This is a genomic window from Ferdinandcohnia sp. FSL W7-1320 (assembly GCF_038050315.1).
Taxonomy (GTDB): Bacteria; Bacillota; Bacilli; order Bacillales; family Bacillaceae_L; genus Ferdinandcohnia; species Ferdinandcohnia aciditolerans.
The window spans coordinates 498,346-523,696 of the sequence record NZ_JBBPAM010000001.1 but is presented as its reverse complement, the minus strand read 5'-3'; the positions used below and the strand labels follow the sequence as shown (position 1 = coordinate 523,696).

Annotated in this window: 27 protein-coding genes; 8 read left to right on the top strand and 19 right to left on the bottom strand. The window is 39.0% G+C overall.

The window, feature by feature from the left end; genetic code table 11:
• Positions 1–191 precede the first annotated feature (191 nt).
• From NST91_RS02600 to NST91_RS02570, 7 genes are all read right to left on the bottom strand, one after another.
• A complete protein-coding gene (locus NST91_RS02600) occupies positions 192–1,697 on the bottom strand; it encodes a nitrate/nitrite transporter (RefSeq protein ID WP_341329887.1) in 1,506 nt (501 codons plus the stop codon).
• Positions 1,690–1,977 (bottom strand): hypothetical protein, encoded by a 288-nt coding sequence (locus tag NST91_RS02595; RefSeq protein WP_341329886.1) that lies wholly within the window; start codon positions 1,975–1,977, stop codon positions 1,690–1,692. The genes NST91_RS02600 and NST91_RS02595 overlap by 8 nt, the downstream gene beginning before the upstream one ends.
• Positions 1,964–2,275, bottom strand: coding sequence for a hypothetical protein (locus NST91_RS02590; RefSeq protein ID WP_121446794.1), 312 nt, complete (start codon positions 2,273–2,275; stop codon positions 1,964–1,966). Before NST91_RS02590 ends, NST91_RS02595 begins: the two co-directional genes overlap by 14 nt.
• 180 nt (positions 2,276–2,455) lie before the next feature.
• A complete protein-coding gene (locus tag NST91_RS02585; RefSeq protein WP_341329885.1) occupies positions 2,456–2,983 on the bottom strand; it encodes a Rieske (2Fe-2S) protein in 528 nt (175 codons plus the stop codon).
• 42 nt (positions 2,984–3,025) lie between these two features.
• Entirely contained in the window at positions 3,026–3,583 is a 558-nt protein-coding gene (locus tag NST91_RS02580; protein ID WP_121446797.1) for a 4Fe-4S dicluster domain-containing protein, read from the bottom strand.
• Entirely contained in the window at positions 3,584–5,752 is a 2,169-nt protein-coding gene (locus NST91_RS02575; RefSeq protein ID WP_341329884.1) for a molybdopterin oxidoreductase family protein, read from the bottom strand.
• Complete coding sequence (locus NST91_RS02570; RefSeq protein WP_341329883.1) at positions 5,739–6,824, bottom strand: hypothetical protein; 1,086 nt, start codon at positions 6,822–6,824, stop codon at positions 5,739–5,741. The genes NST91_RS02575 and NST91_RS02570 overlap by 14 nt, the downstream gene beginning before the upstream one ends.
• 210 nt (positions 6,825–7,034) lie before the next feature.
• On the opposite strand from NST91_RS02570, the gene NST91_RS02565 reads away from it, so the two are divergent.
• From NST91_RS02565 to NST91_RS02555, 3 genes are all read left to right on the top strand, one after another.
• Complete coding sequence (locus tag NST91_RS02565; RefSeq protein ID WP_341329882.1) at positions 7,035–7,688, top strand: response regulator; 654 nt, start codon at positions 7,035–7,037, stop codon at positions 7,686–7,688.
• A complete protein-coding gene (locus NST91_RS02560; RefSeq protein WP_341329881.1) occupies positions 7,681–8,787 on the top strand; it encodes a PAS domain-containing sensor histidine kinase in 1,107 nt (368 codons plus the stop codon). Before NST91_RS02565 ends, NST91_RS02560 begins: the two co-directional genes overlap by 8 nt.
• 144 nt (positions 8,788–8,931) lie before the next feature.
• The gene (locus tag NST91_RS02555; RefSeq protein ID WP_341329880.1) at positions 8,932–9,837 is read left to right on the top strand and encodes a nuclease-related domain-containing protein; all 906 of its coding nucleotides are present in this window, start codon (positions 8,932–8,934) and stop codon (positions 9,835–9,837) included.
• 773 nt (positions 9,838–10,610) lie between these two features.
• Here the strand turns inward: NST91_RS02555 and fsa are convergent.
• Positions 10,611–11,276 (bottom strand): fructose-6-phosphate aldolase, encoded by a 666-nt coding sequence (gene fsa, locus NST91_RS02550; protein ID WP_121446803.1) that lies wholly within the window; start codon positions 11,274–11,276, stop codon positions 10,611–10,613.
• A gap of 91 nt (positions 11,277–11,367) precedes the next feature.
• Entirely contained in the window at positions 11,368–13,377 is a 2,010-nt protein-coding gene (gene tkt, locus NST91_RS02545) for a transketolase (protein WP_341329879.1), read from the bottom strand.
• A gap of 326 nt (positions 13,378–13,703) precedes the next feature.
• Here tkt and NST91_RS02540 point away from each other — a divergent pair, with 326 nt between their 5' ends.
• Positions 13,704–14,870, top strand: a complete 1,167-nt coding sequence (locus tag NST91_RS02540) for an ROK family protein (protein WP_341329878.1) — start codon at positions 13,704–13,706, stop codon at positions 14,868–14,870.
• Positions 14,871–14,899: 29 nt separating this feature from the next.
• Here NST91_RS02540 and NST91_RS02535 read toward each other — a convergent pair whose 3' ends face one another.
• The 8 genes from NST91_RS02535 to NST91_RS02500 all read right to left on the bottom strand — a co-directional run bounded on the left by NST91_RS02535 (position 14,900) and on the right by NST91_RS02500 (position 21,134).
• Positions 14,900–15,685, bottom strand: coding sequence for a DUF2705 family protein (locus NST91_RS02535; RefSeq protein ID WP_341329877.1), 786 nt, complete (start codon positions 15,683–15,685; stop codon positions 14,900–14,902).
• A 17-nt stretch (positions 15,686–15,702) separates the two neighbouring features.
• Positions 15,703–16,497 carry an ABC transporter permease subunit gene (locus tag NST91_RS02530; protein ID WP_341329876.1) on the bottom strand — a complete coding sequence of 265 codons (795 nt, stop codon included), beginning with the start codon at positions 16,495–16,497 and terminating at the stop codon, positions 15,703–15,705.
• Positions 16,498–16,503: 6 nt separating this feature from the next.
• Entirely contained in the window at positions 16,504–17,388 is an 885-nt protein-coding gene (locus tag NST91_RS02525) for an ABC transporter ATP-binding protein (RefSeq protein ID WP_341329875.1), read from the bottom strand.
• A gap of 19 nt (positions 17,389–17,407) precedes the next feature.
• Entirely contained in the window at positions 17,408–18,031 is a 624-nt protein-coding gene (locus NST91_RS02520; protein WP_341329874.1) for a TetR/AcrR family transcriptional regulator, read from the bottom strand.
• A gap of 115 nt (positions 18,032–18,146) precedes the next feature.
• Positions 18,147–18,683, bottom strand: coding sequence for an HD domain-containing protein (locus NST91_RS02515; RefSeq protein ID WP_341329873.1), 537 nt, complete (start codon positions 18,681–18,683; stop codon positions 18,147–18,149).
• Between the two features lie 171 nt (positions 18,684–18,854).
• Positions 18,855–19,577 carry an amino acid ABC transporter ATP-binding protein gene (locus NST91_RS02510; protein ID WP_341329872.1) on the bottom strand — a complete coding sequence of 241 codons (723 nt, stop codon included), beginning with the start codon at positions 19,575–19,577 and terminating at the stop codon, positions 18,855–18,857.
• Complete coding sequence (locus tag NST91_RS02505) at positions 19,574–20,230, bottom strand: amino acid ABC transporter permease (protein WP_341329871.1); 657 nt, start codon at positions 20,228–20,230, stop codon at positions 19,574–19,576. Before NST91_RS02505 ends, NST91_RS02510 begins: the two co-directional genes overlap by 4 nt.
• Positions 20,231–20,300: 70 nt before the next feature.
• The gene (locus NST91_RS02500) at positions 20,301–21,134 is read right to left on the bottom strand and encodes a basic amino acid ABC transporter substrate-binding protein (RefSeq protein WP_341329870.1); all 834 of its coding nucleotides are present in this window, start codon (positions 21,132–21,134) and stop codon (positions 20,301–20,303) included.
• Positions 21,135–21,376: 242 nt separating this feature from the next.
• Here NST91_RS02500 and NST91_RS02495 point away from each other — a divergent pair, with 242 nt between their 5' ends.
• The 3 genes from NST91_RS02495 to NST91_RS02485 all read left to right on the top strand — a co-directional run bounded on the left by NST91_RS02495 (position 21,377) and on the right by NST91_RS02485 (position 23,808).
• Entirely contained in the window at positions 21,377–22,294 is a 918-nt protein-coding gene (locus NST91_RS02495; protein ID WP_341329869.1) for an ABC transporter permease subunit, read from the top strand.
• A gap of 9 nt (positions 22,295–22,303) precedes the next feature.
• Positions 22,304–23,203, top strand: a complete 900-nt coding sequence (locus NST91_RS02490; RefSeq protein ID WP_341329868.1) for an ABC transporter permease — start codon at positions 22,304–22,306, stop codon at positions 23,201–23,203.
• Between the two features lie 263 nt (positions 23,204–23,466).
• Positions 23,467–23,808 carry an ASCH domain-containing protein gene (locus tag NST91_RS02485; protein WP_121446816.1) on the top strand — a complete coding sequence of 114 codons (342 nt, stop codon included), beginning with the start codon at positions 23,467–23,469 and terminating at the stop codon, positions 23,806–23,808.
• A 45-nt stretch (positions 23,809–23,853) separates the two neighbouring features.
• Here NST91_RS02485 and NST91_RS02480 read toward each other — a convergent pair whose 3' ends face one another.
• Positions 23,854–24,282 (bottom strand): YbaN family protein, encoded by a 429-nt coding sequence (locus tag NST91_RS02480; protein WP_341329867.1) that lies wholly within the window; start codon positions 24,280–24,282, stop codon positions 23,854–23,856.
• A gap of 180 nt (positions 24,283–24,462) precedes the next feature.
• Between NST91_RS02480 and NST91_RS02475 the strand changes: the two genes are divergently transcribed.
• A complete protein-coding gene (locus NST91_RS02475; protein ID WP_341329866.1) occupies positions 24,463–24,918 on the top strand; it encodes a DUF2269 family protein in 456 nt (151 codons plus the stop codon).
• A gap of 36 nt (positions 24,919–24,954) precedes the next feature.
• Here NST91_RS02475 and NST91_RS02470 read toward each other — a convergent pair whose 3' ends face one another.
• The gene (locus NST91_RS02470) at positions 24,955–25,233 is read right to left on the bottom strand and encodes a hypothetical protein (RefSeq protein WP_341329865.1); all 279 of its coding nucleotides are present in this window, start codon (positions 25,231–25,233) and stop codon (positions 24,955–24,957) included.
• Positions 25,234–25,351 lie beyond the last annotated feature (118 nt).

The following is a 25,351-nucleotide window of genomic DNA, read 5'->3' as shown; positions in this document are numbered from 1 at the left end:
ATTGATAGGATTCATTTTTTATTTCCTCTATAAAAATTCTTACCTCAATTAGTGAGGGTGAATTTGACTGTAAACCACCAAAATTTTGTATAGCCTCGTGCGTATGCCTCAATTTTCCTAGCAATAAGATCAAAAACTAGAAACTCACTTCCTGTGGGCATAAAAATCGGGCACATTTTGGGCCCGATTTTTTAACTTTGTTTAACTTGTTTTCCGGTCATGTCACTTAGCATACCGGCGTATTGTACGATATCTCCAGAATCATTTTTAATCGCACTGATTGTTAGCCATTGTAAGTAGTTCGATCCGTCCTTACGTTTGTTCCAGATCTGTCCTTGCCAGAAGCCTTCTGTTTCGATTTTTTTCCAGAGGTCCTCATAAAATTCTTTTGGCTGCTTACCAGATTTAAGAACATTCGGTGTCTTCCCAATAATTTCTTCCTCTGTAAAACCTGTAATAGTCGTAAATGCTGGATTCACAGAAATGATTTTCCCATGTAAATCTGTAACCATGATTCCTTCAGCAGTATGATCAATGACCTGTTTCGAAAGTTCCATTCTTCCATTGTAGTACATCCACACCACAAGAATTAAGCTTGCTAATGCCACCTCTGATAAGGCCATAAATCCGATTGCGTAATGTCCGTTGACATGGTAGAGGATTCCAAGGAGAATAGGTGGGAAAAATCCTCCTAATCCGCCGATTGCTGATACAATACCATTCACAATTCCCGCTTGCTTTTGGAAATACATTGGTACTAATTTAAAAATAACCCCATTTCCCATTCCTGCGCAGAAAGCAATTGTTAAGCATCCGATTGTATACCAACCAATTGATGGAGCAAATGATAGGATCATGGCAGATACCGTATAGCATCCAAATACAAACATTAATAGTTTTAGAGAATGGAAACGGTCCGCAAGCCACCCACCTACTGGTCGCATCAAGGTTGCTAGAACAATAAATCCTGCCGTTCTGATTCCTGCATCAATCTTATCTAAACCGAAATTCTCCACTAAGAAGTTTGGTAAATAGACTGTAAACGCAACGAAAGAACCAAAGGTAATAAAATAGAATAAGCTTAGAAGCCATAGTTTTTCGTTCTTATAGACTCCTCTAATTTGCTCCATTAATGGAGTTTGGACCTTTACTTCCTTTTTATCTCCCAATAAAAAGTTTGCTACGATAAAAATGGTAAGAATGATTAAATATAATTGAACGGTTAAAGACCAACCGATTTTTGTAGCAATCACTGGTGCTGCAAAGGTTGAAATTGCAGTTCCAAGATTCCCCGCACCATAGATTCCGTTCACAAATCCGTGTTTCTCTTTTGGGTAGTATTTAGGCAATGAAGTAACCCCTACTGAGAAAACCGCTCCACCAATTCCCAGAAACAGCCCGCCAATCAATAGGTCAGTTACTGTGTTAGCTATACTAATATAGTAAACTGGGAATAACAATAAAATAAAACTTAGTAAAAAGATGATTCGGGCACCAATTTGATTAGCGTAATATCCAAGTGGAATTCGCAAAATGGAACCAAGTACAACGGGTATTGCGGTTACCAATGCTAATTGATTTGCTGGAATATGGATATCCTCTTTCATAAATGGCAAGAGGGATGATATAAGCACCCAGACCATAAAACCAACAACAAGGTTTAATGTTTGAAGGGGAAGTTGAATTTTCCTAACCATTATGACCACGCACCTTTTTTACGACATAGGTTAATCCAGCCTGCTCATCAAAAGCCGACCAAATCTCATCACTTATTGCTACCTCTGCAGTTAAAGGAACAGCAAAGAACTGCAACCGGTCAAAATAAATGCGAAGGTGGGTCCGATCCGGACAAAGCTCTGTTTTCATAATTTCTTTTTTTACGAATGGGGCTTTATCATCCCCATCTTCATCCAAAATAGAAACTTCCACATTTCCCAAAATAAAAGATTCTAAGCTACTAATTTCAGTTAACTCCACAGCTGCCACACCCTCTCTTAGCAGGATAGATGAACATTTTATACCCTTGAAGGTAGGACCAAAAGGCATCGTCCGCATGTGTTTCGATGTAGTCGATGGTTTCATCCTCGGATTGCCATCTACTCATTCCCTTAACCTCGGCAATCACAATTTCAATGCCTTCCTCCGTCTTTTCCTCTAAGTACCAATTTAGTCGTATGCCCTTAAATAGCTTTGTTAAGAGCTCATTAATTTCTTCTGTAAAATTGCCGGTTGCCTCTCTAATAAAACAAAAATCAAGATACGTTTCACTGTTCATGTACGTCACGCCTTTTTTAACTTTTTGTATATAACCCATGCGACTGGAAATAACACAATGTTTAAGCCACAATAGATCAGCGTATTTACATAGTTTTCATAAAAAAATTGATGCACCATTTTTTGTGTAAAAACAATATTCAATAACAAGATGACGGAAAGGAGGAGTACACCTTGGTAACTACGCTTCATATCGTTTCACCCTCACCGCATAAACTGCACCATTTTCTACCTTTACTTGAATTTCTGGCAATGGACGGCGTGGTGGACCTGCAGTTGGTGCACCCGTTTCTACATCAAAGAATCCATGGTGGCAAGGACAAACCATTTGTCCCTCCTCCTTCACCCAAAAAACAGGGCAACGGAGATGAGTACATGCATTTTGATACGCCACATATTTGTTTTCTGATAGCCTAATTAAAATGGCATCATCATGGTCACCTGGAAAAGTAAAATCAATAGAATCACCCACAGCCAATTTACTCACATCGGTAATTTTTTTATGGGAATATTCTTTTTCTCCAAGTCCCATTAATTCCTTAGCAGCAACAGCCCCCCATGGCAGGGATGAAATTGCAAACACTCCAGCTGCTCCTACTAAAGTCTTCATGAAGCCACGGCGATCAAGGCTTCTTTCATTATTGCGGTTAATATTATGCGTGTAATTATCCTCATTAAAAGGAATTTTATTATTTTTATCAGACGGCATTCCCATCACTCCTTAGCGGATGCTTCCTTTTTGAACATATTTCTAAAATAACTTCTCAATACCTTGTAAAATACCAGGTAAACTTATCTTTACGTTCGTTTCACCTTCAAGAGGCATGCTTGTAACCCATTTTCCATTATCAAGATTATGGTGCTTTTTCTTATTTTCGATCTCTTCATCAGTTAACCACTGGATGGTGTTAGACGGACAAACACTCGCACACATTGGTGGGATGCCATCCTTTGATCGATCGATACAAAGGTCACATTTGTACATTAAGTTTTGCTCTTCATCGAATTTCGGAATTCCATATGGGCACGCAATCGTGCAGTTTTGACAGCCAATGCATTTTTCCACGAGTGCAGATAACACAGCACCTGACTCATGAATTTGAATCGCCTGTGCAGGACAGCTTCTTGCACAAGCTGGGTTTACACAGTGAAGGCACATAAGTGGCATGGTCTGTCTGTTCACGAGCGGATTCACATCATATACGTAGTTTCGGTTTCGTTGTTCATGCCCACCGCATTGTGTACACGCCGCAAGACAAGAGCGGCAACCGATACAGTTTTCAAGTTCTAAGTAAAGCCGTTTTTGCATTTACTGCACCTTCTTTGCAACTAATTTTTCAATCTGGGCAGCACATGCCTTGAACTCTGGCATTCTTGACATCGGATCAAGCGCTGCTATTGTCAATAGATTAATAGATTCCTCATGACCAAAATGATAAGGAACAAATACTGTATCTTTTCGGATCGCTTCCGTGATTTTCACTTTATAAATACTTTCGCCCCTTCTTGTAAAAAGGCGAACACGTTCTTCATGTTGAATATCATATTTTGCCGCCAATTCTGGATGAACTTCTACATATGGCTCTGGACACATATCATGCAGAAATGAAATTCGTCTTGTTTGGTTTCCAGATAAGTAGTGGTATACGACACGTCCTGTTGTTAAGCGAAGTGGATAGTTTTCATCCGGTTCTTCTGCTGGTGGACGATATGGCAATGCACAAATTTTCGCTTTTCCGTCTGGGTGATAGAATTTCTTATCAAGGAACATATGTGGTGTTCCCTTGTCTTCCTCATCACGGCACGGCCAAAATACGCCATCTTGCTTTTCGATTTTATCCCATGTCGCACCGTAATAATCGGCATACCCACCTTTACTCGCGAGTCGGAATTCATCGGCTACATCTCTAGCCGTTTTTAAGTGTGAAAAATATTCCCCTCTACCTAGTCGCTCTGCAAGTTCGACCTGCATTTGCCAGTCAGGCTTGGATTCACCAATCGGTTCTTGTGCTTTATTGATCTTAATAATACGACCCTCTATATTTGTAACCGTTCCTTCATCTTCAGACCATGTCACAGACGGAAGAACGACATCTGCAAACTCTGCTGACTCTGATAGGTAAAAGTCTGCACATACCATGAAGTCTAGTGATTTAAGTGCCTTTCTGACGAAGTTTAAGTTTGGTGCTGATACTGCTGGATTTGAGCAAAGGAGATAGAGTCCACGAATTGTCTTTTGATCCATTAATTCAAACATTTCATATGCAGAAACACCTGGTTTTGGCATTTCTTCTGGAGTAATCCCCCAAACACTGCAAACTTCCTTAACATGCTCTGGATTCGTCAGTTTGCGATAGCCTGGTAGCAGGTCTGATTTTTGACCATGTTCCCTTCCACCTTGCCCATTTCCTTGACCTGTAAAAGTGGCAACGCCTGATTTTGGACGGCCAATTTTTCCTGTAATTAGAGCCATATTTGTATATCCAGATACATTATCAACGCCTTTATGTTGTTGCTCAATACCGCGTGCAAACATCACAACCGCATTCGGTGCTTTACCATAAATTTCAGCAGCGCGGATAATCTTTTCAGGTGCGATTCCAGTTAACTCGCTTGTGTATTCTGGTGTGAATTCCTTCACAAGTTCCTTCGTCTCTTCAAAGCCATTCGTATGATTGGCAATAAATTCTTCATCTGTGTAGCCATTTTCAATTAGTAAATGTAAAATCCCGTTTGCTAGAGCTAAATCCGTACCTGGTTTTAGATCAAGGTGTACATCTGCTCTTCTTGCTATCGGAGTTTCGCGCGGATCCACGACAATGATGTAGCCGCCTCGTTCCTGTACATTCCAAACACGGAACATGGAAGTTGGATGACACTCTGCTGTGTTGCTTCCTGCTATAAACAAACAATCCGTTTCATGGATATCCGTCCATGGTAATGTCGATCCACGGTCAACCCCAAAGGAGCGAAGGAATCCACCGGCAGCACTAGACATACAGAAACGTCCATTGTAATCAATGTAGCGAGTCCCTAGTGCAACCCGAGCAAACTTTCCTGTTAAATAACATTTTTCATTTGTCATCGATACTCCGCTGAAGACGGATAATGAATCCTTGCCGTGTTCTGCTTGCAACTTCTTGAAGTTCTTTACGATTAGATCATAGGCTTCATCCCAGCTTGCTTCCCGAAATCCTTCTTTTGTTCCTTTTAAGGAAGCATCATCACGGATAAGCGGTTTTAAGATTCGGTCTTTGTGGTTCGTTTGCTGGTATGCCGTTACCCCTTTCGGACACATTTTTCCAACGGTTACTGGCCAATCATAGCGCGGTTCAACCCCTACAATTTTGTTGGTGGTTATATTGACTCGTAAATTCATTCCACATTGCATTCCGCAATAGCTACAATGTGTTTTTATTAATTTTTCGTTCGGATGATTGACATTTTTAACTTCTTTAAAAAACTTATCCCTTTGCATTCTGATTTGCCTCCTTGACTTTAACCTCGTGGGTTGGGAAGCCGGAAAATTGTGCAATCCGGTATTTTCTGCGACATGGAAGACACATTTCTGCTAAATGATGGCCTTCTCTAGTTTTAAAATGAATATCGTTCACATCAAGTACATTGATGACATCTTGTGACTGTTCAGTTGATACAAAACCTTCACCACAAACCTTACATTTCTTCGTTTCTTTTTCTGCATAATGCTCACGATAGTTTCTTGCAAACACACTCATAGGTCGGAATGGAATATGTGCAAGTTTTCCGAATGGCAGGTAAATCAATGTGATAATCACTGACCATTGGTGGATGAGTGACATCACTGGCTGACCTGCACCATGTAAGAAAATATTCATAAAGGTTAAAAGTAAACCGGTAACGCTGACTAATAACAGCATATAAAGTGGCAGCAAGTCATACATGAATTTTTGTTCAGCTCTTGCTTGTAGATTTTTCATACGTCGGTACAATGCCATACAAACTCCTGCAATTACCATTACTGCGGTGATATTTAAGGCATTATAAGATAGATTTGCGATGATACCATCTGCTGGTACCGTCAAGACCTGTATCCCCATCGCAATGATGTTGTAAAAGCCATTCTCGTCCATCGTAAAATACATCCAACCGAAGACAAGTGGAAATGTAACAAAACAAGAAAGGATGCAACCCCCACCGATTAAAATATGTTGGGTCCATCGGTAAATTCCCCTATTCCAAATGAAATTGTAAGTAGCTAAATGCTCCACAGATGTTTTTGGAGTCGATTTTCGAAATAAAAGTTTGATACCTTTTTTAATAATGATTTTCGTTGGCGGTCTTTCTCCCCAAGCAATGAAGCGGTAAAAGAAGCCCCCAATGAATACAATGGTTCCTACCATATAGCCGTAAAGATTTAAGTCAACATGTGTAAACATTCTCGTTCCAATAAATGATAAAACCGCCAGCCCTAGCACAGATAAAAACATGGACTTGGCAAACTTTGATGCAAACGCGTTATTATAAGCTGGTGTTTGCTTTTTTTGGATTGCTGCAGCTTTTGCCTGCATACGAACTCCTCCTCAATCAATTAACATAAACCTATTGTAGAAGAAGTGTGATTTAAAACATATCAGGGAACCCCCCTATCTTTGGACGAAAAACCCCTTATTTGTAACAATTCCTTGAACGATTGATTTTTCAAAATAACCGCCAGAACGTGCTATAATGGAACTATTGTGAATGGAAAACGTCGGATTCGTTTTAGGGGGAGGAATATCATGGTTAAATTACTAATAGTGGACGACCATGCCGTTGTCCGTTCGGGACTGATGATGCTATTAAACGGGAAAAATAATATAGAAGTAATTGGGGAAGCATCTGAAGGAGACGAAGCAATTCAAAAAGCAAAAGAATTAAACCCTGATGTCGTGTTAATGGATTTAAGCATGCCTCATGGAAAAGATGGATTAACAGCAACACAGGAGCTTCATGAACTCATGCCAAACATCGCCATCCTCATTTTAACAATGCACGATGATGAGGAATACTTATTTAGGGCAATTCAATCTGGAGCATCAGGCTATATTTTAAAAAATGCTCCACACGAGGATCTGTTGGGAGCAATTGAATCTGTTTCCACAGGGAATGCCTATTTAACACCCTCTGCAACAAAGGTTTTGATGAGTGGATATTTGGACCGCGTCAAAAAGGGAGATAATGCTGACACCTTCGCATTGCTTTCAGAACGGGAAAAAGAAGTGCTCGAATGGATTGCAAAGGGTTATTCAAATAAAGAAATTGCCGAGCGTTTAGTGATTAGTGTTAAAACCGTTGAATCACATAAAAGCAATTTAATGGAGAAGCTCGGGTTGAAATCTCGACCAGAGCTTGTGAAATACGCAATGAAGAAAGGATTATTGCATTTTGAATAAAATTGACCGACTCAAACACCAATCTGAAATTGGCGGCCCAAATGCTTTGAAGCTTTTGGCCGATCTAGAAAAACATATTGAAGACCCTGCTTTTCGCGAAGATGTTGAGAAGTCATTACGTCATCTTGCCGATTTAACCTTTGCATTAGATGAATCCTCGATTGTTGCAATCACAGATCGCCAAGGAAAAATTCAATATATCAATAATAAATTCTGCGAAATCTCAAAGTTTTCGAGGGATGAGTTAATGGGCCAGGACCACCGAATCATTAATTCCGGCCATCATGACAAGGAATTCTGGAAAGAAATGTGGCGTACGATTGGGTCTGGCCATGTCTGGAAAGGTGAAATTAAGAACAAAGCAAAGGACGGATCATTTTATTGGGTCGATACAACGATTGTTCCCATTTTATCCGAAAACGGACGCCCCAATCAGTATTTGGCCGTACGACATGAGGTTACCGCACTAAAAGAAACACAGGAAGAGCTAAAAAGCATGATGACCCGAGTCATTAGCATCCAAGAAGAAGAACGCAAACGTTTTTCACGCGAACTTCATGATGGCATTGGTCAGAGTATGTTTTCATTATTGATTCAACTCGATCAATTGCTTAGTGAAAAGCCAGATGAACGCCTCGGCCGTTTGCGTCAGGATGTTTCCTTTATGATGGAGGACATCCGCAGTCTTGCCTGGGAGCTTCGCCCTTCAGTGTTGGATGATCTCGGTGTCGTTCCAGCACTTCGAAAATATATTGAACACTACTCCCAACATTACGGAATTGACGTGGAGTTCGAATGTACATTAAAGACACGCCTTGATATTCATAAGGAAACAACCATTTATCGCGTTGTTCAAGAGGCGCTAACCAATATCGCCAAATATGCCAATGTAGCAGAAGCCGTTGTTAAGATTCAAGAAGGCGAATCGGACGTTACCGTAGAAGTAATCGACAAAGGCCAGGGCTTTACAGTTGATGAAAAAGGAAACGGTGTGGGCCTCTTCAGCATGGAAGAACGTGCTCGAGGGGTCAGTGGTAGCATTACCTTGAAATCTGAGGTTGATAAAGGTACTTCGTTAGTGTTAGTGGTACCGAAGTAGATGTTTGAAGTGTTGAGTGATGCTTGCCCCAGTTGTTGTGGGGCGGGCATTTTTTCATTTTGAGACCATCAGCCCTTAAGTCTGGCTTTAAATCTACTAAATTTTCAAATATAATAAAGATAATTACTAGAAAGGATGTATGCTATGATTTTAAAACACCGAACAAAACCAGATGAACTAATTCTACTAGAGTTATTAGACAAGCGAAGTGAATTATCTAGCAAGGATATGCAGTACTTTTCAAATCTAAAAAAAGGATACGATGGAGAATTACTCTTCGATATCTTGACGGAACAACTTCACAGCGAATGCCTACTATTAAATGATTTGTTATTGGAAGTGAATAACACAATCTTCCAAATAGACAACCTTAACCTGATCAATGGAAAAATTCACTTTTATGAGGTTAAAAATTATGAAGGCGACTACTATTATGAGTCGAATAAATTATTCAAGAAACCTAAACAAGAAGTGAGCAACCCCCTACTTCAATTAAGTAGAAGCGAAACTCTATTAAATCAGTTACTTCGCAGCCATGGATGTCACCTCCCTATTGAAGCTTCAGTTATTTTTATCAATCCATCATTCACTCTCTATCAAGCACCCCTAAATTTACCGGTAATCTTTCCAACTCAAATCAAGAACCACATGAAAACATTGGACACAAACCCTGTAAAAATAAATGAAAAACAGAAAAAAATAGCAGATTTATTAATGTCTTTGCATATCACCAAATCCCCATTTACTAAGATTCCAAGTTACCATTACGAGCAGCTTCAAAAAGGGATTACTTGTGAGAAATGTGATTCATTTTCTGTTGTGGTTGAAGGTAAAAAATGCAAATGTAAAGAGTGCGAGCATAAAGAATCGGTGACAAACGCTGTATTAAGATCTGTTAAAGAGTATCAGATACTGTTCCCCGAGGAAAAAATAACGACCAATCTTGTTTATGATTGGTGTCAGGTAGTTCCTACAAAGAAGTGGATTCGGCAAATTTTAAAGAAAAATTATAAACTAGTAGGCGTTCACCAGTGGGCATATTTTGAATAAAAAAATCGTTTCTAATAAGTTGGGTGCTTAATTAGTCCTTCGTCCAATTGTATGAAGGACTTTACGTGCGGGCTTAAGCTGCGTACGGGACTTCATCCACTCTATGAAGGACTTTACGTGGCTGCTCTAGCTCTGCGCGGGACCTCATCCACTCTATGAAGGACTTTACGCGGCTGCTCTAGCTCTGCGCGGGACTTCATCCACTCTATGAAGGACTTTACGCCGCTGCTCTAGCTCTGCACGGGACCTCATCCACTCTATGAAGGACTTTACGCGGCTACTCTAGCTCTGCGCGGGACTTCATCCACTCTATGAAGGACTTTACGCGGCTACTCTAGCTCTGCGCGGGACTTCATCCGCTCTATGAAGGACTTTACGTGGCTGCTCTAGCTCTGCGCGGGACTTCATCCGCTCTATGAAGGACTTTACGCGGCTGCTCTAGCTCTGCACGGGACTTCATCCACTCTATGAAGGACTTTACGCCGCTGCTCTAGCTCTGCACGGGACTTCATCCACTCTATGAAGGACTTTACGTGGCTGCTCTGGCTTCGTGCGGGACTTCATCTGCTCTATGAAGGACTTTATGAGCGTGCTCTAGCTCCGCCTGGGACTTCAACAACAAAAATACTGATCGAGCTTCGACCATATCCGCTACTGCAACACTCCAATCTAAAAAGCCCTACTTGATCTTGCCCCCTTCTAACTAATTATCCCCAAACCAAAAAACCCCAATCCACTCTTAAAGCGAATCGGGGTTCCCTATATAAAAACAATTATTTTACTGCTTTTACCCAGTCAGCTGCGAATTTTTCTAAGCCTTGGTCTGTAAGTGGGTGCTTAGTAAGTTGCTCAATTACAGAGTATGGAATCGTTGCAATGTGCGCACCAGCTAGAGCTACACGAGTAACGTGGTCTGGGTGTCTTACAGATGCAGCGATGATTTGAGAGTCTAGGTTGTGAACACGGAATAGCTCTGCAATTTTTGCTACAAGCTGTACGCCATCTTCAGAGATGTCGTCAAGACGACCTAAGAATGGAGATACATAAGTTGCACCAGCACGAGCTGCTAATAGAGCTTGGTTCATCGTGAAAATTAATGTAACGTTCGTTTTAACACCTTTTTGAGAAAGGTAACGAGTTGCTTCTAATCCAGCCACTGTCATTGGAACTTTGATAGTGATGTTTTTGTCGCCACCGTTGATTTTGATAAGCTCTTCAGCTTCTGCGATCATTTGTTCAGCAGTTTCAGCATCTGGAGATACTTCAGCAGATACACTTTCAACTTCTGGCACAGCTTGAAGGATTTCAGCAATGCGGTCTTCGAATTTAACGCCTTCTTTTACAACAAGTGATGGGTTCGTTGTAACACCAGATAGTACACCCATTTTATACGCTTTTTTAATGTCATCTAGATTAGCTGTATCGATAAAAAATTTCATTTCTTTTTCCCTCCAGTATCTTATCTTCCATATTGTTAGAAACATTTGACTCACCTATACTTATTGGTGGGTCAAATGAGTTAGTAAAAAATTACAGTACTTCTTTAAAGTTCTTTACTACATTCTCTACAGTAAAGCCGTATTCTTGTAGAAGTTTACCAGCTGGTGCAGATGCTCCAAATGTGTTAACTGCAAGAACTTTACCTTGGTCGCCAACGAATTCTTTCCATCCTAGTGGAGAAGCCATTTCGATTCCAAGACGAGCCTTAACAGCTTTTGGAAGAACTGATTCTTTGTATTCTGCAGATTGCTTTTCGAAGCGATCCCAGCTTGGCATACTTACTACTGATACAAAAATGCCCTCTTTTTCAAGCTCTTTTTGAGCTTCAATTGCTAATGAAACTTCAGAACCTGTTGCAAGTAATAGACCCGCAACTTCTCCTTTTGCTTCAGAAACAACGTAAGCACCTTTTTTAACACCTTCATATACAACTTCTTGATCAAGCTCTAAAGTAGGTAAACCTTGACGAGTTAATACAAGTGCTGTTGGTGTGTCAGTACTTTCAACTGCTAAGCGCCATGCTGCAGCTGTTTCTTTTGCGTCAGCTGGACGTAGAATAGAAAGACCTGGCATTGCACGTAATGCAGCTAATTGCTCAACAGGCTCATGAGTTGGGCCGTCTTCACCAACTGCAATTGAATCATGTGTAAATACATATGTTACAGGTAGCTTCATTAAAGCTGCTAGACGGATTGCTGGACGTAGGTAATCAGAGAATACGAAGAAAGTTGCTCCGAATACTTTTACGCCACCGTGAAGTGCCATACCGTTGATAGCCGCACCCATTGCAAATTCTCTAACACCAAACCAGATGTTACGAGCAGCAAAGCTGTCGATTGCATAGTTCTTTTCAGAAGTGATAAGGGTTTTGTTTGATCCTGCTAAGTCTGCTGAACCACCGATTAATTGTGGAATTGCAGTAGCAGCAGCATTTAATGCTTTACCTGAAGCATCACGAGTTGCAACTGAAGATCCAGCTTCAAAGCTTGGTAATGAAGCTTCCCAGTTCTCAGGCAGCTCGCCATTTAATGCCATTTCAAATTGAGTTGCTAATTCAGGGTATGCTTTTTTATATTCTGCAAATAATTCATTCCAAACACTTTCTTTTTGCTTGCCAGCTTCTACGAATTGGCTGTAGTGTTCTTTCACTTCTTCTGGTACGAAGAATGGCTCTTCATAAGTCCAGCCGTATGATTCTTTTGTTAAAGTAACTTCATCTTTACCAAGTGGAGCACCGTGTGAAGCCGATTTTCCACCTTTGTTTGGGGAACCGAAACCGATTGTTGTTTTAACTTCAATTAATGTTGGACGGTTTAGATCAGCTTTTGCTTCTTGTAATGCTTTTTGAATTTCTTCTGTATCATTACCATTTTCAACGCGGATTACTTGCCAGCCGTATGCTTTAAAGCGATCTTCAACACTTTCAGAGAAAGAAAGGTTTAAATCACCATCTAATGAAATATCGTTTGAATCGTACATCACGATAAGACGACCTAATTTTAAGTGACCAGCTAGTGAAGCTGCTTCTGCGGAAACACCTTCCATTAAGTCTCCATCACCACAAATTGCATATGTAAAGTGGTTAACTAATTCATAATTGTCTTTGTTATAAGTTTCAGCAAGATGTCTTTCTGCCATTGCCATACCAACAGACATTGCAACACCTTGGCCAAGTGGACCTGTAGTTGCTTCAACACCTGGAGTATGACCAAACTCAGGATGTCCTGGAGTTCTACTTCCCCATTGACGGAAAGCTTTCAAATCATCCATAGTTACATCGTAACCGAATAAATGTAGTAAGCTATATAAAAGCATGGAACCATGTCCAGCTGATAATACAAAGCGGTCGCGGTTGAACCAGTTTGGATTTGCAGGGTTATGATTCATTTCTTTTGCCCAAAGAGTGTAAGCCATTGGAGCTGCACCCATTGGCATTCCTGGGTGTCCAGAATTTGCTTTCTCTACACCATCAATTGATAGAGTTCGAATCGTATTAATTGCTAACAAATCTAATTCTTTGTTATTTAAAGCTGTTTTCATGTAACCACACTCCTAAACTATTAAAATAGTAATACTATTATGTTTCCTTTTTATACCCTACCTAAAAAATCAAATCTTTTCAATCTTAAAAATAAGTTGTATAATTAATTCGTTCACTAAACAAATTATAACCATTTATAATGTACCACCCTAGCCTTTATTCGTCAATTATCTAAATACAAACAATTATGTCAAATGTAAATTTAGTTTTTTTGAAAGCGTCATCATAGAAAAAACTTCACATATTGCCATTCATTATGTATAACTTAATGATGAAATCTTCTTTTTAAAATTTTGTTGTACCAACTACCAGATGGAGGATTTGTATGATTACTGGAGATGCAGCATATATAAAAAAAATAAATCGCTCGCTTATTTTAGAAAAAATAGTTCAAGAAGGCATGATCTCAAGGGCTGACATTTCCAAAGCAACAGCACTTACAAGGGCCACCGTTTCTGCACAGGTTGCTGATTTATTAGATGAAGACTTAATCATTGAAACTCAGCTAGAGCATAATAATGTTGGGCGAAAGCCAATTATGCTTTCATTAAACGCTAGGGCCGGATATGCGCTGGGAATAGATGTGGACTACAACCATATCTCATTCACAATATCGGACTTGCTTGGGAGGCTTGTTTTCGAAAAGACGATCGAATGTAAAAACCGAGCCTATGAGGACATTCTTCAGATATTAATTGAACAAATCAATTTACTTGATGAGGAATACAGTGATAATCGTTATGGTATTATCGGTGTCGTCATTGCGATTCACGGACTTGTTGGAAAAGATGAAAAGATTCATTTTGTGCCTCGATTCTTGTGGCGTTCTGTTAATTTGAAGGAAGACCTTGAAAAAGCATGCGAGCTCGAGATACATATCGAAAACAATGCAAATATGTCCGCTTTTGCTGAAAGGGTATTTCTTCACCATGAAACAAACAGCCTATTATGCACCACGATTTATTCTGGAATCGGGCTTGGGATCATTATGGACAATCATTTCTTTCGCGGAAATGACGGGTTTGCAGGTGAAATCGGTCATATGATCGTCGTTCCACACGGACGCTCATGTTCTTGTGGTAATGAAGGGTGCTGGGAACAATATGCTTCAGAGTCCGTCTTTTTAGAAAATATAAGAGTGGAAAAAGGTCTTTCCTCTTTTACATATGATGACTTGAAAGAGCTAATTGAGGAAAATGACAAGGAGATCCTTGAGCGTCTCGAACACTTTATTTACTACCTATCCATTGGATTAAATAATATGATCAACATGTATAATCCGGATACCATTATACTTGATGGAGAAATCTTACGTCTTTACCCTGATTCTATAAAAAAAATAGAAGAGAATTTATCCTCTTCTATCAGTCACTATCGTGAATTATCGGTTTCAACTTTAGGCAAAAGAACCGTTCGAATGGGTGCATGTGCCTTTGCAATCAAACGCTTTTTACGCGTACCCATTTTAAATTTAAATTATAAAAATGAATAACCTTCTAAGGAGCAGTAGTCTGCTCCTTATTACACGTTCAGATCTCTTTTTTTATAAAAAACATAGGTTAGTGCTGTTAAAATGACGGTCAAACAAACGGAGATCATGACGAAAACAGCCTCAAACCCATCCCCAGTTAGCATATTTTCCGCTGTAAAATATTTGAATGGAACAACATATTTAAGGACTTCAAGTTTTTCACTTAAATCAATGACAATCGATAAAATAAATGTTAGTAGCAGGATTCCTGTAGCAATGGGTGCTGCTCGTTTCGGCTTCCGGATAGTTGCTGCAAGTGCAGAACCAAGCACTAAAAATAGGATTTGTAAAATAAACATTCCGCCCATTAACTTAAGTAGATCCTCAATCCCATGATCCATTTCAAAAATCAAAATCGTTGCAATGGTTGTAACAGCGTTAAAAACGACAAGATTTATAAAAGCTGCTACTAGCTTCATGGTAATTACCTTCGTACGTGTAATAGGTTTTACAAATAAAAATTCAAAGGTCTTATCCCGCTCTTCCTTTGCAATGATTGAAGCCCCCATCATCGAGGCATGTATTGTCGCCATCAAAAGCAAATATAAATACAGAACCGCGAAATACCCTATCGGGGTCGATAAATCTAACGTACCCGTCCCCATTAATGCTTGAAGAGCTTTTGGCATCGACTCAACAAGTTCATTCAAGGATTGCCCAGATGAAGAAAGGCTTGAGTATTCAGTGTTTCCCATGAATATTAAAAGGACAAGTCCAATGCTCCAAATGATGAGAGACTTACGGTATGCCTTCATTTCTCTTAAAAATACATTCATGCAAAGTCCCCCCTTTCTTATACAGAATGGATATCTTTTTTCGTATAGTAGATATAGCTCGCGATAATTGCAACAACCACAATCCCTAATCCAACTAATAAAAAAGCTCCCTCATATCTTGTGTGTTCAATCATATAGTACGAATCAAAGTATTTAAAAGGAGACAGATACCGTTTAAATTCAGCACCACTTGAACTAAGCATTCCAATAATAAAAAAAGCAAAAACAGTTCCTAAAGAAACGGAGAGTACCGATTTGATTTTTGGTAAGTAAACGGAAAGGAAAATCCCTATCGCAAGAAAAATGACTTGCAATAAAAACAACGAAATCGAAATAAGTAAAAAGGCTTTTGTACTGTATTCATCCGTTGCAACTGCAGCTACCATAAGCCACGAGGCAACTAAATATACAATGCTTGTGAACAGAATGGAAGTAAATGCAGCCAAAACTTTTGCCGTTAAAATCGTATTTCTTGTGATTGGTTTTGTTAGTAAGAAGTCAGCTGTCTTCTCTCTTACTTCCTTTGACACAATGGCTGTGCCAAAATTCATTGCCTGGATCGCCCCACAAAGGCTAATATACACAAACACGTAGGAGTAAAATCCGAGAACGGAACCAAAGGTATCAACCTGTAGTCCTAATGCTTGTTTCATTGCATCTGGAAAACCATCCAACACCTTTTTATAATCTTCAATATCCTTTGCAATCGTTGGAAACATCGACATAAACAAGACCATGATTCCAACGAGCGACAATGTCCAAATGAGCGTGGTTTTTCGATAGGCCCTACATTCATGAAAAAAGACGTTCATATCATTTTAGGCCTCCTTCTCGTAATAATGCATGAAAATCTCCTCAAGGTCTGGCTCTGTTACGGACAGATTGGTAATCTCTATACCGGCGACTTTTTCCATTACTGTATTGATATTACCTTTAAACAGAAAGCTAATTTTCTTATCAGTAACTTCTAAATCACTTACACCTGGAATTGAAAAATAGCTTTTTTCAATCGGAGCTAATGGTTCAACCACAAATCTTTTAAAATTGTTATCTTTTAAAGTACTAATCTTTTCAACGGTTACGATTTTACCTTCTTTGATAATAGCAACCCTGTCACACAGTCTTTGAACCTCGCTTAAAATGTGGGAAGAGAAAAGAATCGTCACACCTTTTTTATTTTCTTCCTCTAGCAAATCAAAAAAGCGCTGTTGCATTAATGGATCAAGCCCACTCGTTGGCTCATCAAGAATCACAAGCTTTGGTTCATGGAGAAGACCTTGGACAATCCCTACCTTTTTCTTGTTTCCAAGAGATAGATCATCAATTTTACGATTAAGGTCGAGTTCCATAATCTCAGCCAGTTCTTTGATTCTCTTGGAACAATCCTTTTTATAAAAGCTTGCCGAATACTTAAGCAGGTCCTTCACTTTCATATTGTCATAGTAAAAGACTTCTGATGGAAGATAACCAATTTCCTTTTTAATTTCAGACGAGAATTGAACTGTGTCTTTCCCAAAGATTTTTGCACTTCCACTTGTCGGGTAGATGAGTGACAACATGGTTCGAATAGTTGTGGACTTTCCGGCACCATTCGGCCCAATAAATCCGAAAATCTCTCCTTCCTCCACATGGAAGCTAATATCTTCAATTCCCCGCGACTTTCCATACATCTTTGTTAAGTTTTGAATTTCAATGACATTCATTTATCTAGACCTCCCTACATTATTTGTAAAATGCTAATTTTAGCATTTCGATATATTCGTCCATTTCTTCAAGCAGGTCTTCAATATTTAACTGGTCTAACGGGATCTCTTTTGTTTGTTCTTGCTTTTGGTAACCGAAGGCCTCAAGTGACCAAAAAATAATATTCATTGCTTTTGGAATATCGATTCCTTCCTTGAATTTTGATACATCAATCGAACTAGCCAACTTCGAATAACTACTTTTAAGGATATCCTTGTTTCTTTTTTCAAGTTCAATCTTAATCTCGGGGGAATCTTCCTCAAAGGCAAGTCTTACAAAGGTAAACATCTCGGGGTGTTTTTTCATTAGTTCAAATTTAATCAATGTTATACTGCGGTATTTATTAAAAATATCAGGCTCATCAAGGTCAATATTGGCAAATAAGTCATTAACCAGTAACTCTAAATAATAGTCATATAAGAAGAGATATAGTTCTTTTTTATTTTTAAAATAATGAAACAACAGCCCCTTTGAAATACCCGCTTGCTTAACAATTTCATTTGTTGATGCATTCGCATAGTTTTTTTCAGCAAACTCTTTGGTGGCTGCATTCAAGATTCGTTCTTGTTTTTCTTGCTCTAAGTTGAAAAATTTTGAAAGCATGGTAAAACCTCCAATTAACATTGACCAGTTCGGTCAATTCCATTATATCCCTTATTGACCACTCTGGTCAATAATAAAAAAGGCCTCAAAGATTATCTTTGAGACGCTGTTATTCCTAACCAAACAATATATCGATTTCCTTTTTAAGTTCTTCTAATAATGGAAAAGTCGAGGCATGACCTAGGCTTTCGGCTACATTTCGGTAATACCACTCTTGTTTATCCTTGCCTCGGCTAAATCTGCGCCAAACTTGATCACCCTGCTCCTCATAATCGCGGATGATCGACCGGATATTATGCAGCTTATCCGCACATACGACTGTTCGGTTATCTTCTGACGCCGCCCTTAGAAATGAAATGGTATGTTCTTTCCTTGCTTCCCACGGCAGAGATTTATCTGGCTCTGAACAACCGTCCACAAGTTCTGCTACCTCATCACCAAAGCCATCTCTAATATCAGAAAGTGTTAACTCAGTATCCTCAACTGTATCGTGTAGTATTCCGGCAGCTACTAGTTCAGTCCGCGCATTTATCTTCATTAAAATTAGGCCAACCCCAAGCGGATGGGTAATATATGGTATATTCGTTAGTTTGCGATACTGCCCGTCATGTGCTTTACTCGCAACAATTATTGCTTTTTCAATCATGTCCATGTTGTTGATCTCCTCCTATCAAATGCGCCTTGGCGTATTCGCGCCCGATTTTTTTTCGAGCTAGCCCGAATATTCTCCTTTTAAAAATCGAGGCATCCGCCGGAGGCTTAACTTTATTCAATGGAATAAAGTAAAAATAACCTGACACAAAATGATGCCAGGTATCCCCATTTACAGTACTTTACTTAAGAATGCTTTTGTCCGGTCATGTTGTGGATTTTCAAATAACTCCTTTGGTCGATTCTCCTCAACAATATATCCACCATCCATGAAAAGAACACGGTCACCTACTTCACGAGCGAAGCCCATTTCATGGGTCACGACCACCATTGTCATTCCTTCTCGTGCCAGTTGCTTCATAACCTCTAAAACTTCTCCAACCATTTCAGGGTCAAGAGCAGAGGTTGGTTCATCAAAAAGCATGATTCTAGGTTCCATGGCAAGTGCTCGTGCAATCGCAACACGCTGTTTTTGACCACCAGACAATGAATCCGGATAAGCGTCCGCTTTCTCTGCAAGACCAACTTTTTTCAGTAGCTCCATCCCTTTATTATACGCCTTTTCATTCGAAACCTTCTTTACTATCAATGGCGAAAGCATAATATTCTCCATAACGGTTTTGTGAGGAAATAAATTAAACTGCTGGAACACCATACCGACATCTGTTCTAATTGAATTGATATTTGTTTTCTTATCAGTAATGTCGACACCCTCTATAAAAACATGCCCTTCGTCTATGGTCTCCAATAAATTTATGCAACGTAAAAAGGTAGACTTCCCGGATCCCGACGGACCAATGACAACCACAACCTCTTTAGGCTGAATATCAACTGAAATCCCTTTTAACACTTCATTCTTTCCAAAAGATTTTTTTATATTGTCCACTTTGATCATTCTGTTTTCAACCTCTTTTCAAGATAGTTTAATAGGATTGTCAATGTAAGAGTTAATATCAAATAAATGAAGGCTGCAGTTAAATATGGTTCCCACACACGCGCATATTGGCCAGTCATCATGTGGCCCCAGTGCATTAATTCCGGAGTCGCTACTACCGAAAGAAGGGACGAATCTTTAATCAGAATAACAAATTCGTTTCCTAATGGAGGGATCATTCGTTTAAATGCTTGAGGGATAATGACATATCTCATCGCTTGAGGATGTGTCATTCCCAATGAGCGAGCGGCTTCCATTTGCCCACGGTCAAGGGATTGGATACCTGCTCTAAAAATCTCCGCTATGTAGGCTGAAGCGTTTAATGTAAGTGCAATAACACCTGCGACAATTCCGTTTGTTCCACCTAAAAATAATGGAACAACCCCAAAGTGAACTAAAAAGATTTGGACGAGTAGTGGTGTCCCGCGGAAGAAAGTTACGTAAAACATAAATGGAAGAGCAATCCATTTATTACGAATCATTTTTCCAATGCCAATAAATAGCCCTAGGATTGTCCCAAGTAAAATTCCGGCAATTGATAAGCCGATGGTTAATAATGCTCCTTTCCCAAAATAGGGAAGGTAATCTATGATTATATCCAACCTAAAATCCATGGTGTGTCCCCCTCTTAATAAGCCAAAAATTGCGTAACACAATGAAGTCGTTACGCAATTTTTCACTCGTTTATTTCGAAGCTTCTTGTTCTGCCTTCAATGCTTCTAAGTCTGGCTCTGCCCCAAACCATTCTTTATAAATTTCTGTGTACTTTCCGCTTTCAATAATTGCTTCAATTGCTTTATCGAGATCAGCTTTTAAGTTGTCACTGCCCTTAGGGAACATCATGCCGTAGAATTCAGCATCAAATGTGTCTTTGTCTCCAACTACCTTTAGCTTTTTGTCTGGATTTTGCGCAGCGTAGTATTCAATAACACCGTTATCGGCTACGACTGCATCCGCTCCACCGCTTTCAAGCTCAAGAATGGCTAAGTTATTATTTTCAAATGCTTTAATATCAGGATGTTTTTCACCAAGTACCTTTTCAACCGCAAAATGTCCAGTGGTCGATGCTTGAACCGCTACCTTTTTCCCTTTCAAATCATCAGCTGTCTGAATATTACTATCTTCAGGGATCATAATTTTATTAGTTGATAGGAAAAACGGAATCGTAAATAGATACTCCTTCTTACGGTCTTCGGTGATTGAAATTGACGATATCGCCATATCATAAGAACCTTTATTTAATTCAACAAAAATTGGATCCCAACCTGTATGTTTAATATCAAGTTCGTAGCCTGCCTCCTCAGCTACAGCATTAAGAACATCGATTTCGAAACCAACGATTTTGTCACCTTCCATAAACTCGAATGGTGCGTATGCCGCATCTGTCATAACCTTAAGTGTCTTTTTGCCAGTATCTTCTCCTTCTTTTTCTCCGCCGGTCTCACTTGTATCACTAGTTCCACAAGCTGCCAAGAAGAGAAATACAAGCATGATTAAAAAAACTGTAATTTTCTTCACATATGTAACCCCTTTCATTTTTTATAAAATTTTTAATAGTTAACTTTTTTACTATATTATCACAATGATAGTCTAAAAGAAATATAGAATTGATTTTCCCCCTTTGATGAATGTGTATCGTTACATTTTATGAACCTTATATAGAACTATAGAACTAACTAAACGACAAATCGGTGATGACACGGACTGGAATTTCGAATATATTTAGAATAGTAGCCATTTTCGAAAAGGAGGACATTTTTGTGGGGGTTGTGAAAGAGTTCGGAAAGATTTTAGCGATTTATTTATGTGTATTTCTATGTGTGATATTATTTGTACTTTTCCCTCGCGAACCTAGTATTGATTTTTCCGGAAAGGCAATGACTGTTGAGTATTCCTATCATTTTAATTTAAAAGAATATGCAACGAATGTAGGTGTATTTTTAAAAGATGTTTATGAGAATAAAAGTCTTGGAGGAACGAAATTTGCCTCCCTCTCAGCAGAAGATGAAATTGCGAAGTTTTTTCCGAGAAGTCTTAAAATCATTTTGATTGGGTTTATTCTTAGTGTCGTGTTCGGAATTATAAAAGGGATTCTTGACTATCGATGGACGAATACAAAAAAGAGCTTTTTAGGAAGTGGTGCGACCTGGTTCTTCTCAGGAGTTCCTGACTTTTTTATTATCATTTGTTTAAGCTATTTTCTACTATTATATGTACCGGACTTTAGCATCATGGGAACGGAAGCCTGGTGGAAGTTTATCGCACCTAGTATTCTCGTATCGATTGCGCCAATGCTTTATGTAGCTAGAATCACGTCGGTTTCACTTCTTACTCAGGACCGCGAACCGTACATTCAAGTGGCATTTGCTAAGGGATTCACAAAAAATAAAGTGTTGCTTAATCATATGATGAGATCCTGCTTAATCACGGTTTCCAGCCATTTGCAATCAATAATGGTATTTGTTCTATCAAACCTATTGGTTGTTGAATATTTACTAGGTTACCAAGGAGCTGCCTATCGATTGTTTTCGGCAATTGGATATACCAACTTTATCCCTCCAGGTGGCGGTGCCGATGAACGTGGTCTAATCATTGGGATTTGTATAAGCTTTCTGATACTTGTGATGGTGGCTCATATGATAAGCCAAGTACTCAAAATGAGATTAGATCCAAAATAGGGGTGTTTTATGTTAAATCGAAATTGGTTTTTAATCACAGGCATATTTATGTTAAGTATTCTTCTTCTCGTTACTTTTGTGGGGCCACATATACCGTATGTTAAAGAAGGTATTGAAGAAGGTAGAATTCGTTTTTTAGACGGTGGTAAAGGTTTACTTAAAGCACCTTTTTCCCCAGGGCAACAACCTCCTTTTGGCTCTGACCATGAAGGTAGAGATTTATTAAGTGTGATCATCGTCGGCGCGAAAGATACACTAAAAATCATCTTAGGTATTGTGATTATTCGCTATTGTTTAGCCATCCCTCTTGGGTTACTAGCAACACGTAAAAATAATCCTTTCTCTTGGATTGTTACGACGTGGAACAATGTCTTTTCTAGTATTCCGATTATTTTTTCGGCACTGCTCTTATTGGCTATTCCAGCCCTTGTAATGAATGAAAATCGCTTATGGTGGTCGGTTTTACTTTTAGCATTAATTGAGGTTGGAAAAGTAAGTCACATTATTCGTGAGGAAACTCAAAGAATTGTAAGAAAACCGTATATAGAGGCCGGAATTACAGTCGGCATTTCCCCACTTCGACTAGCATTAGGAAACATTCTACCCAATACATATCCTGCAATTATGGTCAATTTCTTTATTGATATCGGGAGAACCTGTCTATTAATAGCGCAATTAGGTATTTTTGGTGTGTTTCTTTCACAAGTGTTTGTTCAAACCAGTTATGGTGTTGGTGAGATGATAAACACTAGTCTTAACTGGCCAACGTTACTTGGACAAGCTAGAAAAGACATGATTAGCTCTATTTGGATTCCATTTTGGACTTGTGTTGCTATTTCCTTTACGATGTTTACTTTTACCATTCTAGGGGAAGGCTTGAGAAGGTATTTTGATCGAAAAACAAACTAATGCGTGCTCAAAACGGAGGGTGTAAAGGACCGCGTCGACTAAACGCCACGTCCTGTGCATTGTAATTTAAGGCTGTGCGAGCTCCCGAGTACAGGAGCGTGGCAACTGCTTGAGTTGACATCTTCGCAGCAAGGTACGCTGAAATTCGATGTGTCATTTCCGGCCGACTTTTTGAACTACCTCATAAGTTGTCAAGAATGGTATTCCTTGTTAAAGTGTATAGTAAATAATATTAAGATCTGTAAGTTGAAAGGAGCTTGTTAATGACTACACCAAATAATGAATTACCAGCTAAAACATGTACCATTGATCGTCTTGTGACAATGGAGTCAGACATAAAGAAAGTACTAGAAGGTAAAAAGACAGCTACACGCCGAAATGGTAGATATGCAGATGTTGGAGAAATCATGACTCTCGAAGGTCAGCAATTTAAAATTGACCGTGTATATGAACAATCCCTAGGTGAGTTGACAGACGCGGATGCGAAAAGAGAAGGCTTTGATACTGTTGACGAATACAAAGAATCAATTCTTTCCTATCATCCTGGCATGCCATGGCTCCCTCACATGAAAGTTTGGGTCCATGAGTTTAGTAAAGTGAACTAAATACATAAAAAACCCTTGTCATTATGAGGTGGACAAGGGTTTTCTCTATTTATGACCTGTTTTTTCAAAAAACGCTTGCTGGTGTAATGCATAATCTTCAGGTGCTACCGTTTTTATTTTTGTGATGAAATAATAGTATTTATAAATAACAACTGCGACCAAAAATAATTTCAACCAAATATTGTCCAAAATAATAAACGGAATTGCGATCATCGCATCTGCGGTTAACAAAATGGTTAACTTTTGTTTTAATGTCATTTCCCGCCGCTTCACAAAACCTTCTAAATGCTTTTTATAGATACTAGTCCCTTTAAACCACCGATCAAATTTTTCCGATCCTTTTACAAAAAAGAATGATGCTAGTAGTAACAGGGGCGTAGTTGGGATGATGGGCAATACGATTCCTACTATCCCAAGGCCAAAGAAAATAAAACCTAATACAATATATAAAAATTTTGTGATACTTTTCACCATATTGTCCCCTTTCTAAGAATTTAAGGACTTCTTTCCTATTATACCACGTATCTTTTACTGGCAAACTACTGTCACAAAATAGTAAGATTATGAATATGGAATTGTGAGTTACATCACTTATCTTTTTTATTATAGTGCTATCATTATTAGTGGAATATGTTGTAAATGGGGGACCATAAAATGGATGTTGTTTATCGAATACTTGTTTTCATACATATTTTTTCAGCCATCCTCGGAATGGGACCTGGCTTTATTTTAACAACGGTTGTGAAGTCGGGAGATACGATGACAGAGCTTAGACATTCGTATGCAATTAGACATAGATTACACATATTTGTCATGGTCGGTGGCATACTCCTGCTCGTTTCTGGACTTTTAATGGGGGCTATTAATCCTTATCTATTTACTATGGGCTGGTATGTGACAAGCTTATTGCTATTTCTTGTTGCGCTAGCGATGGGACCATTCGCCCTTACACCTAAATCAAAGCCAGTAAAAGCTTTATTAGAATCACATCAAGGTGAAGATATTCCTGCCGAATACTATCCTCTAGCAAAGGCGCTTTTTCGAGTTGAGCATATCGAAAATACACTCTTTTTGATTATCATAGCATTAATGATTTTAAAACCTTTTTAAATCATATAACAGTTTATTCTATAAAAATCCCCATCTTCATTGGTGGGGATTTTCTTCGAGTGCATTTTTCTTTTTGAATGGAAAGGTAGCTCCTTGTGTAATGAGGCTTATTAAAATAACAATCCCAACAATTAAGGATACGATTATCCAAAAGTTAATGCCGAATCCAACAACCTTGAATGCCCCCTCATAATAATTCACGTCTGGACGATTCATATTTGAAGATATGATCGCAGCCGTAACATGTTTTGTAGCATACAAAAAAGCAGACACCGCGATGAAAAAGCAACCCACAAATGCCTTAACATGATTCATTCTACCCCTCTTCTCTGTTACACTTTTGGTTAATCGTACCATGATTACAGTCAGTAGGACATAATCCTTTTTACCTATGTTCGATACTGGGTTTCTCACAAAAAAATGCCGCATAAAG

Excerpts from the sequence above, each read along its gene's own strand:
- tkt (WP_341329879.1), bottom strand. The coding sequence starts at position 13,377 with ATGAAAACAGCTTTAAATAACAAAGAATTAGATTTGTTAGCAATTAAT.
- NST91_RS02475 (WP_341329866.1), top strand. The coding sequence starts at position 24,463 with ATGGATGTTGTTTATCGAATACTTGTTTTCATACATATTTTTTCAGCC.
- NST91_RS02480 (WP_341329867.1), bottom strand. The coding sequence starts at position 24,282 with ATGGTGAAAAGTATCACAAAATTTTTATATATTGTATTAGGTTTTATT.
- fsa (WP_121446803.1), bottom strand. The coding sequence starts at position 11,276 with ATGAAATTTTTTATCGATACAGCTAATCTAGATGACATTAAAAAAGCG.
- NST91_RS02505 (WP_341329871.1), bottom strand. The coding sequence starts at position 20,230 with ATGGATTTTAGGTTGGATATAATCATAGATTACCTTCCCTATTTTGGG.
- NST91_RS02510 (WP_341329872.1), bottom strand. The coding sequence starts at position 19,577 with ATGATCAAAGTGGACAATATAAAAAAATCTTTTGGAAAGAATGAAGTG.
- NST91_RS02540 (WP_341329878.1), top strand. The coding sequence starts at position 13,704 with ATGATTACTGGAGATGCAGCATATATAAAAAAAATAAATCGCTCGCTT.
- NST91_RS02575 (WP_341329884.1), bottom strand. The coding sequence starts at position 5,752 with ATGCAAAGGGATAAGTTTTTTAAAGAAGTTAAAAATGTCAATCATCCG.
- NST91_RS02570 (WP_341329883.1), bottom strand. The coding sequence starts at position 6,824 with ATGCAGGCAAAAGCTGCAGCAATCCAAAAAAAGCAAACACCAGCTTAT.
- NST91_RS02485 (WP_121446816.1), top strand. The coding sequence starts at position 23,467 with ATGACTACACCAAATAATGAATTACCAGCTAAAACATGTACCATTGAT.
- NST91_RS02530 (WP_341329876.1), bottom strand. The coding sequence starts at position 16,497 with ATGAACGTCTTTTTTCATGAATGTAGGGCCTATCGAAAAACCACGCTC.
- NST91_RS02565 (WP_341329882.1), top strand. The coding sequence starts at position 7,035 with ATGGTTAAATTACTAATAGTGGACGACCATGCCGTTGTCCGTTCGGGA.
- NST91_RS02470 (WP_341329865.1), bottom strand. The coding sequence starts at position 25,233 with ATGAATCATGTTAAGGCATTTGTGGGTTGCTTTTTCATCGCGGTGTCT.
- NST91_RS02520 (WP_341329874.1), bottom strand. The coding sequence starts at position 18,031 with ATGCTTTCAAAATTTTTCAACTTAGAGCAAGAAAAACAAGAACGAATC.
- NST91_RS02600 (WP_341329887.1), bottom strand. The coding sequence starts at position 1,697 with ATGGTTAGGAAAATTCAACTTCCCCTTCAAACATTAAACCTTGTTGTT.
- NST91_RS02535 (WP_341329877.1), bottom strand. The coding sequence starts at position 15,685 with ATGAATGTATTTTTAAGAGAAATGAAGGCATACCGTAAGTCTCTCATC.
- NST91_RS02590 (WP_121446794.1), bottom strand. The coding sequence starts at position 2,275 with ATGAACAGTGAAACGTATCTTGATTTTTGTTTTATTAGAGAGGCAACC.
- NST91_RS02515 (WP_341329873.1), bottom strand. The coding sequence starts at position 18,683 with ATGGACATGATTGAAAAAGCAATAATTGTTGCGAGTAAAGCACATGAC.
- NST91_RS02580 (WP_121446797.1), bottom strand. The coding sequence starts at position 3,583 with ATGCAAAAACGGCTTTACTTAGAACTTGAAAACTGTATCGGTTGCCGC.
- NST91_RS02490 (WP_341329868.1), top strand. The coding sequence starts at position 22,304 with ATGTTAAATCGAAATTGGTTTTTAATCACAGGCATATTTATGTTAAGT.
- NST91_RS02585 (WP_341329885.1), bottom strand. The coding sequence starts at position 2,983 with ATGCCGTCTGATAAAAATAATAAAATTCCTTTTAATGAGGATAATTAC.
- NST91_RS02525 (WP_341329875.1), bottom strand. The coding sequence starts at position 17,388 with ATGAATGTCATTGAAATTCAAAACTTAACAAAGATGTATGGAAAGTCG.
- NST91_RS02555 (WP_341329880.1), top strand. The coding sequence starts at position 8,932 with ATGATTTTAAAACACCGAACAAAACCAGATGAACTAATTCTACTAGAG.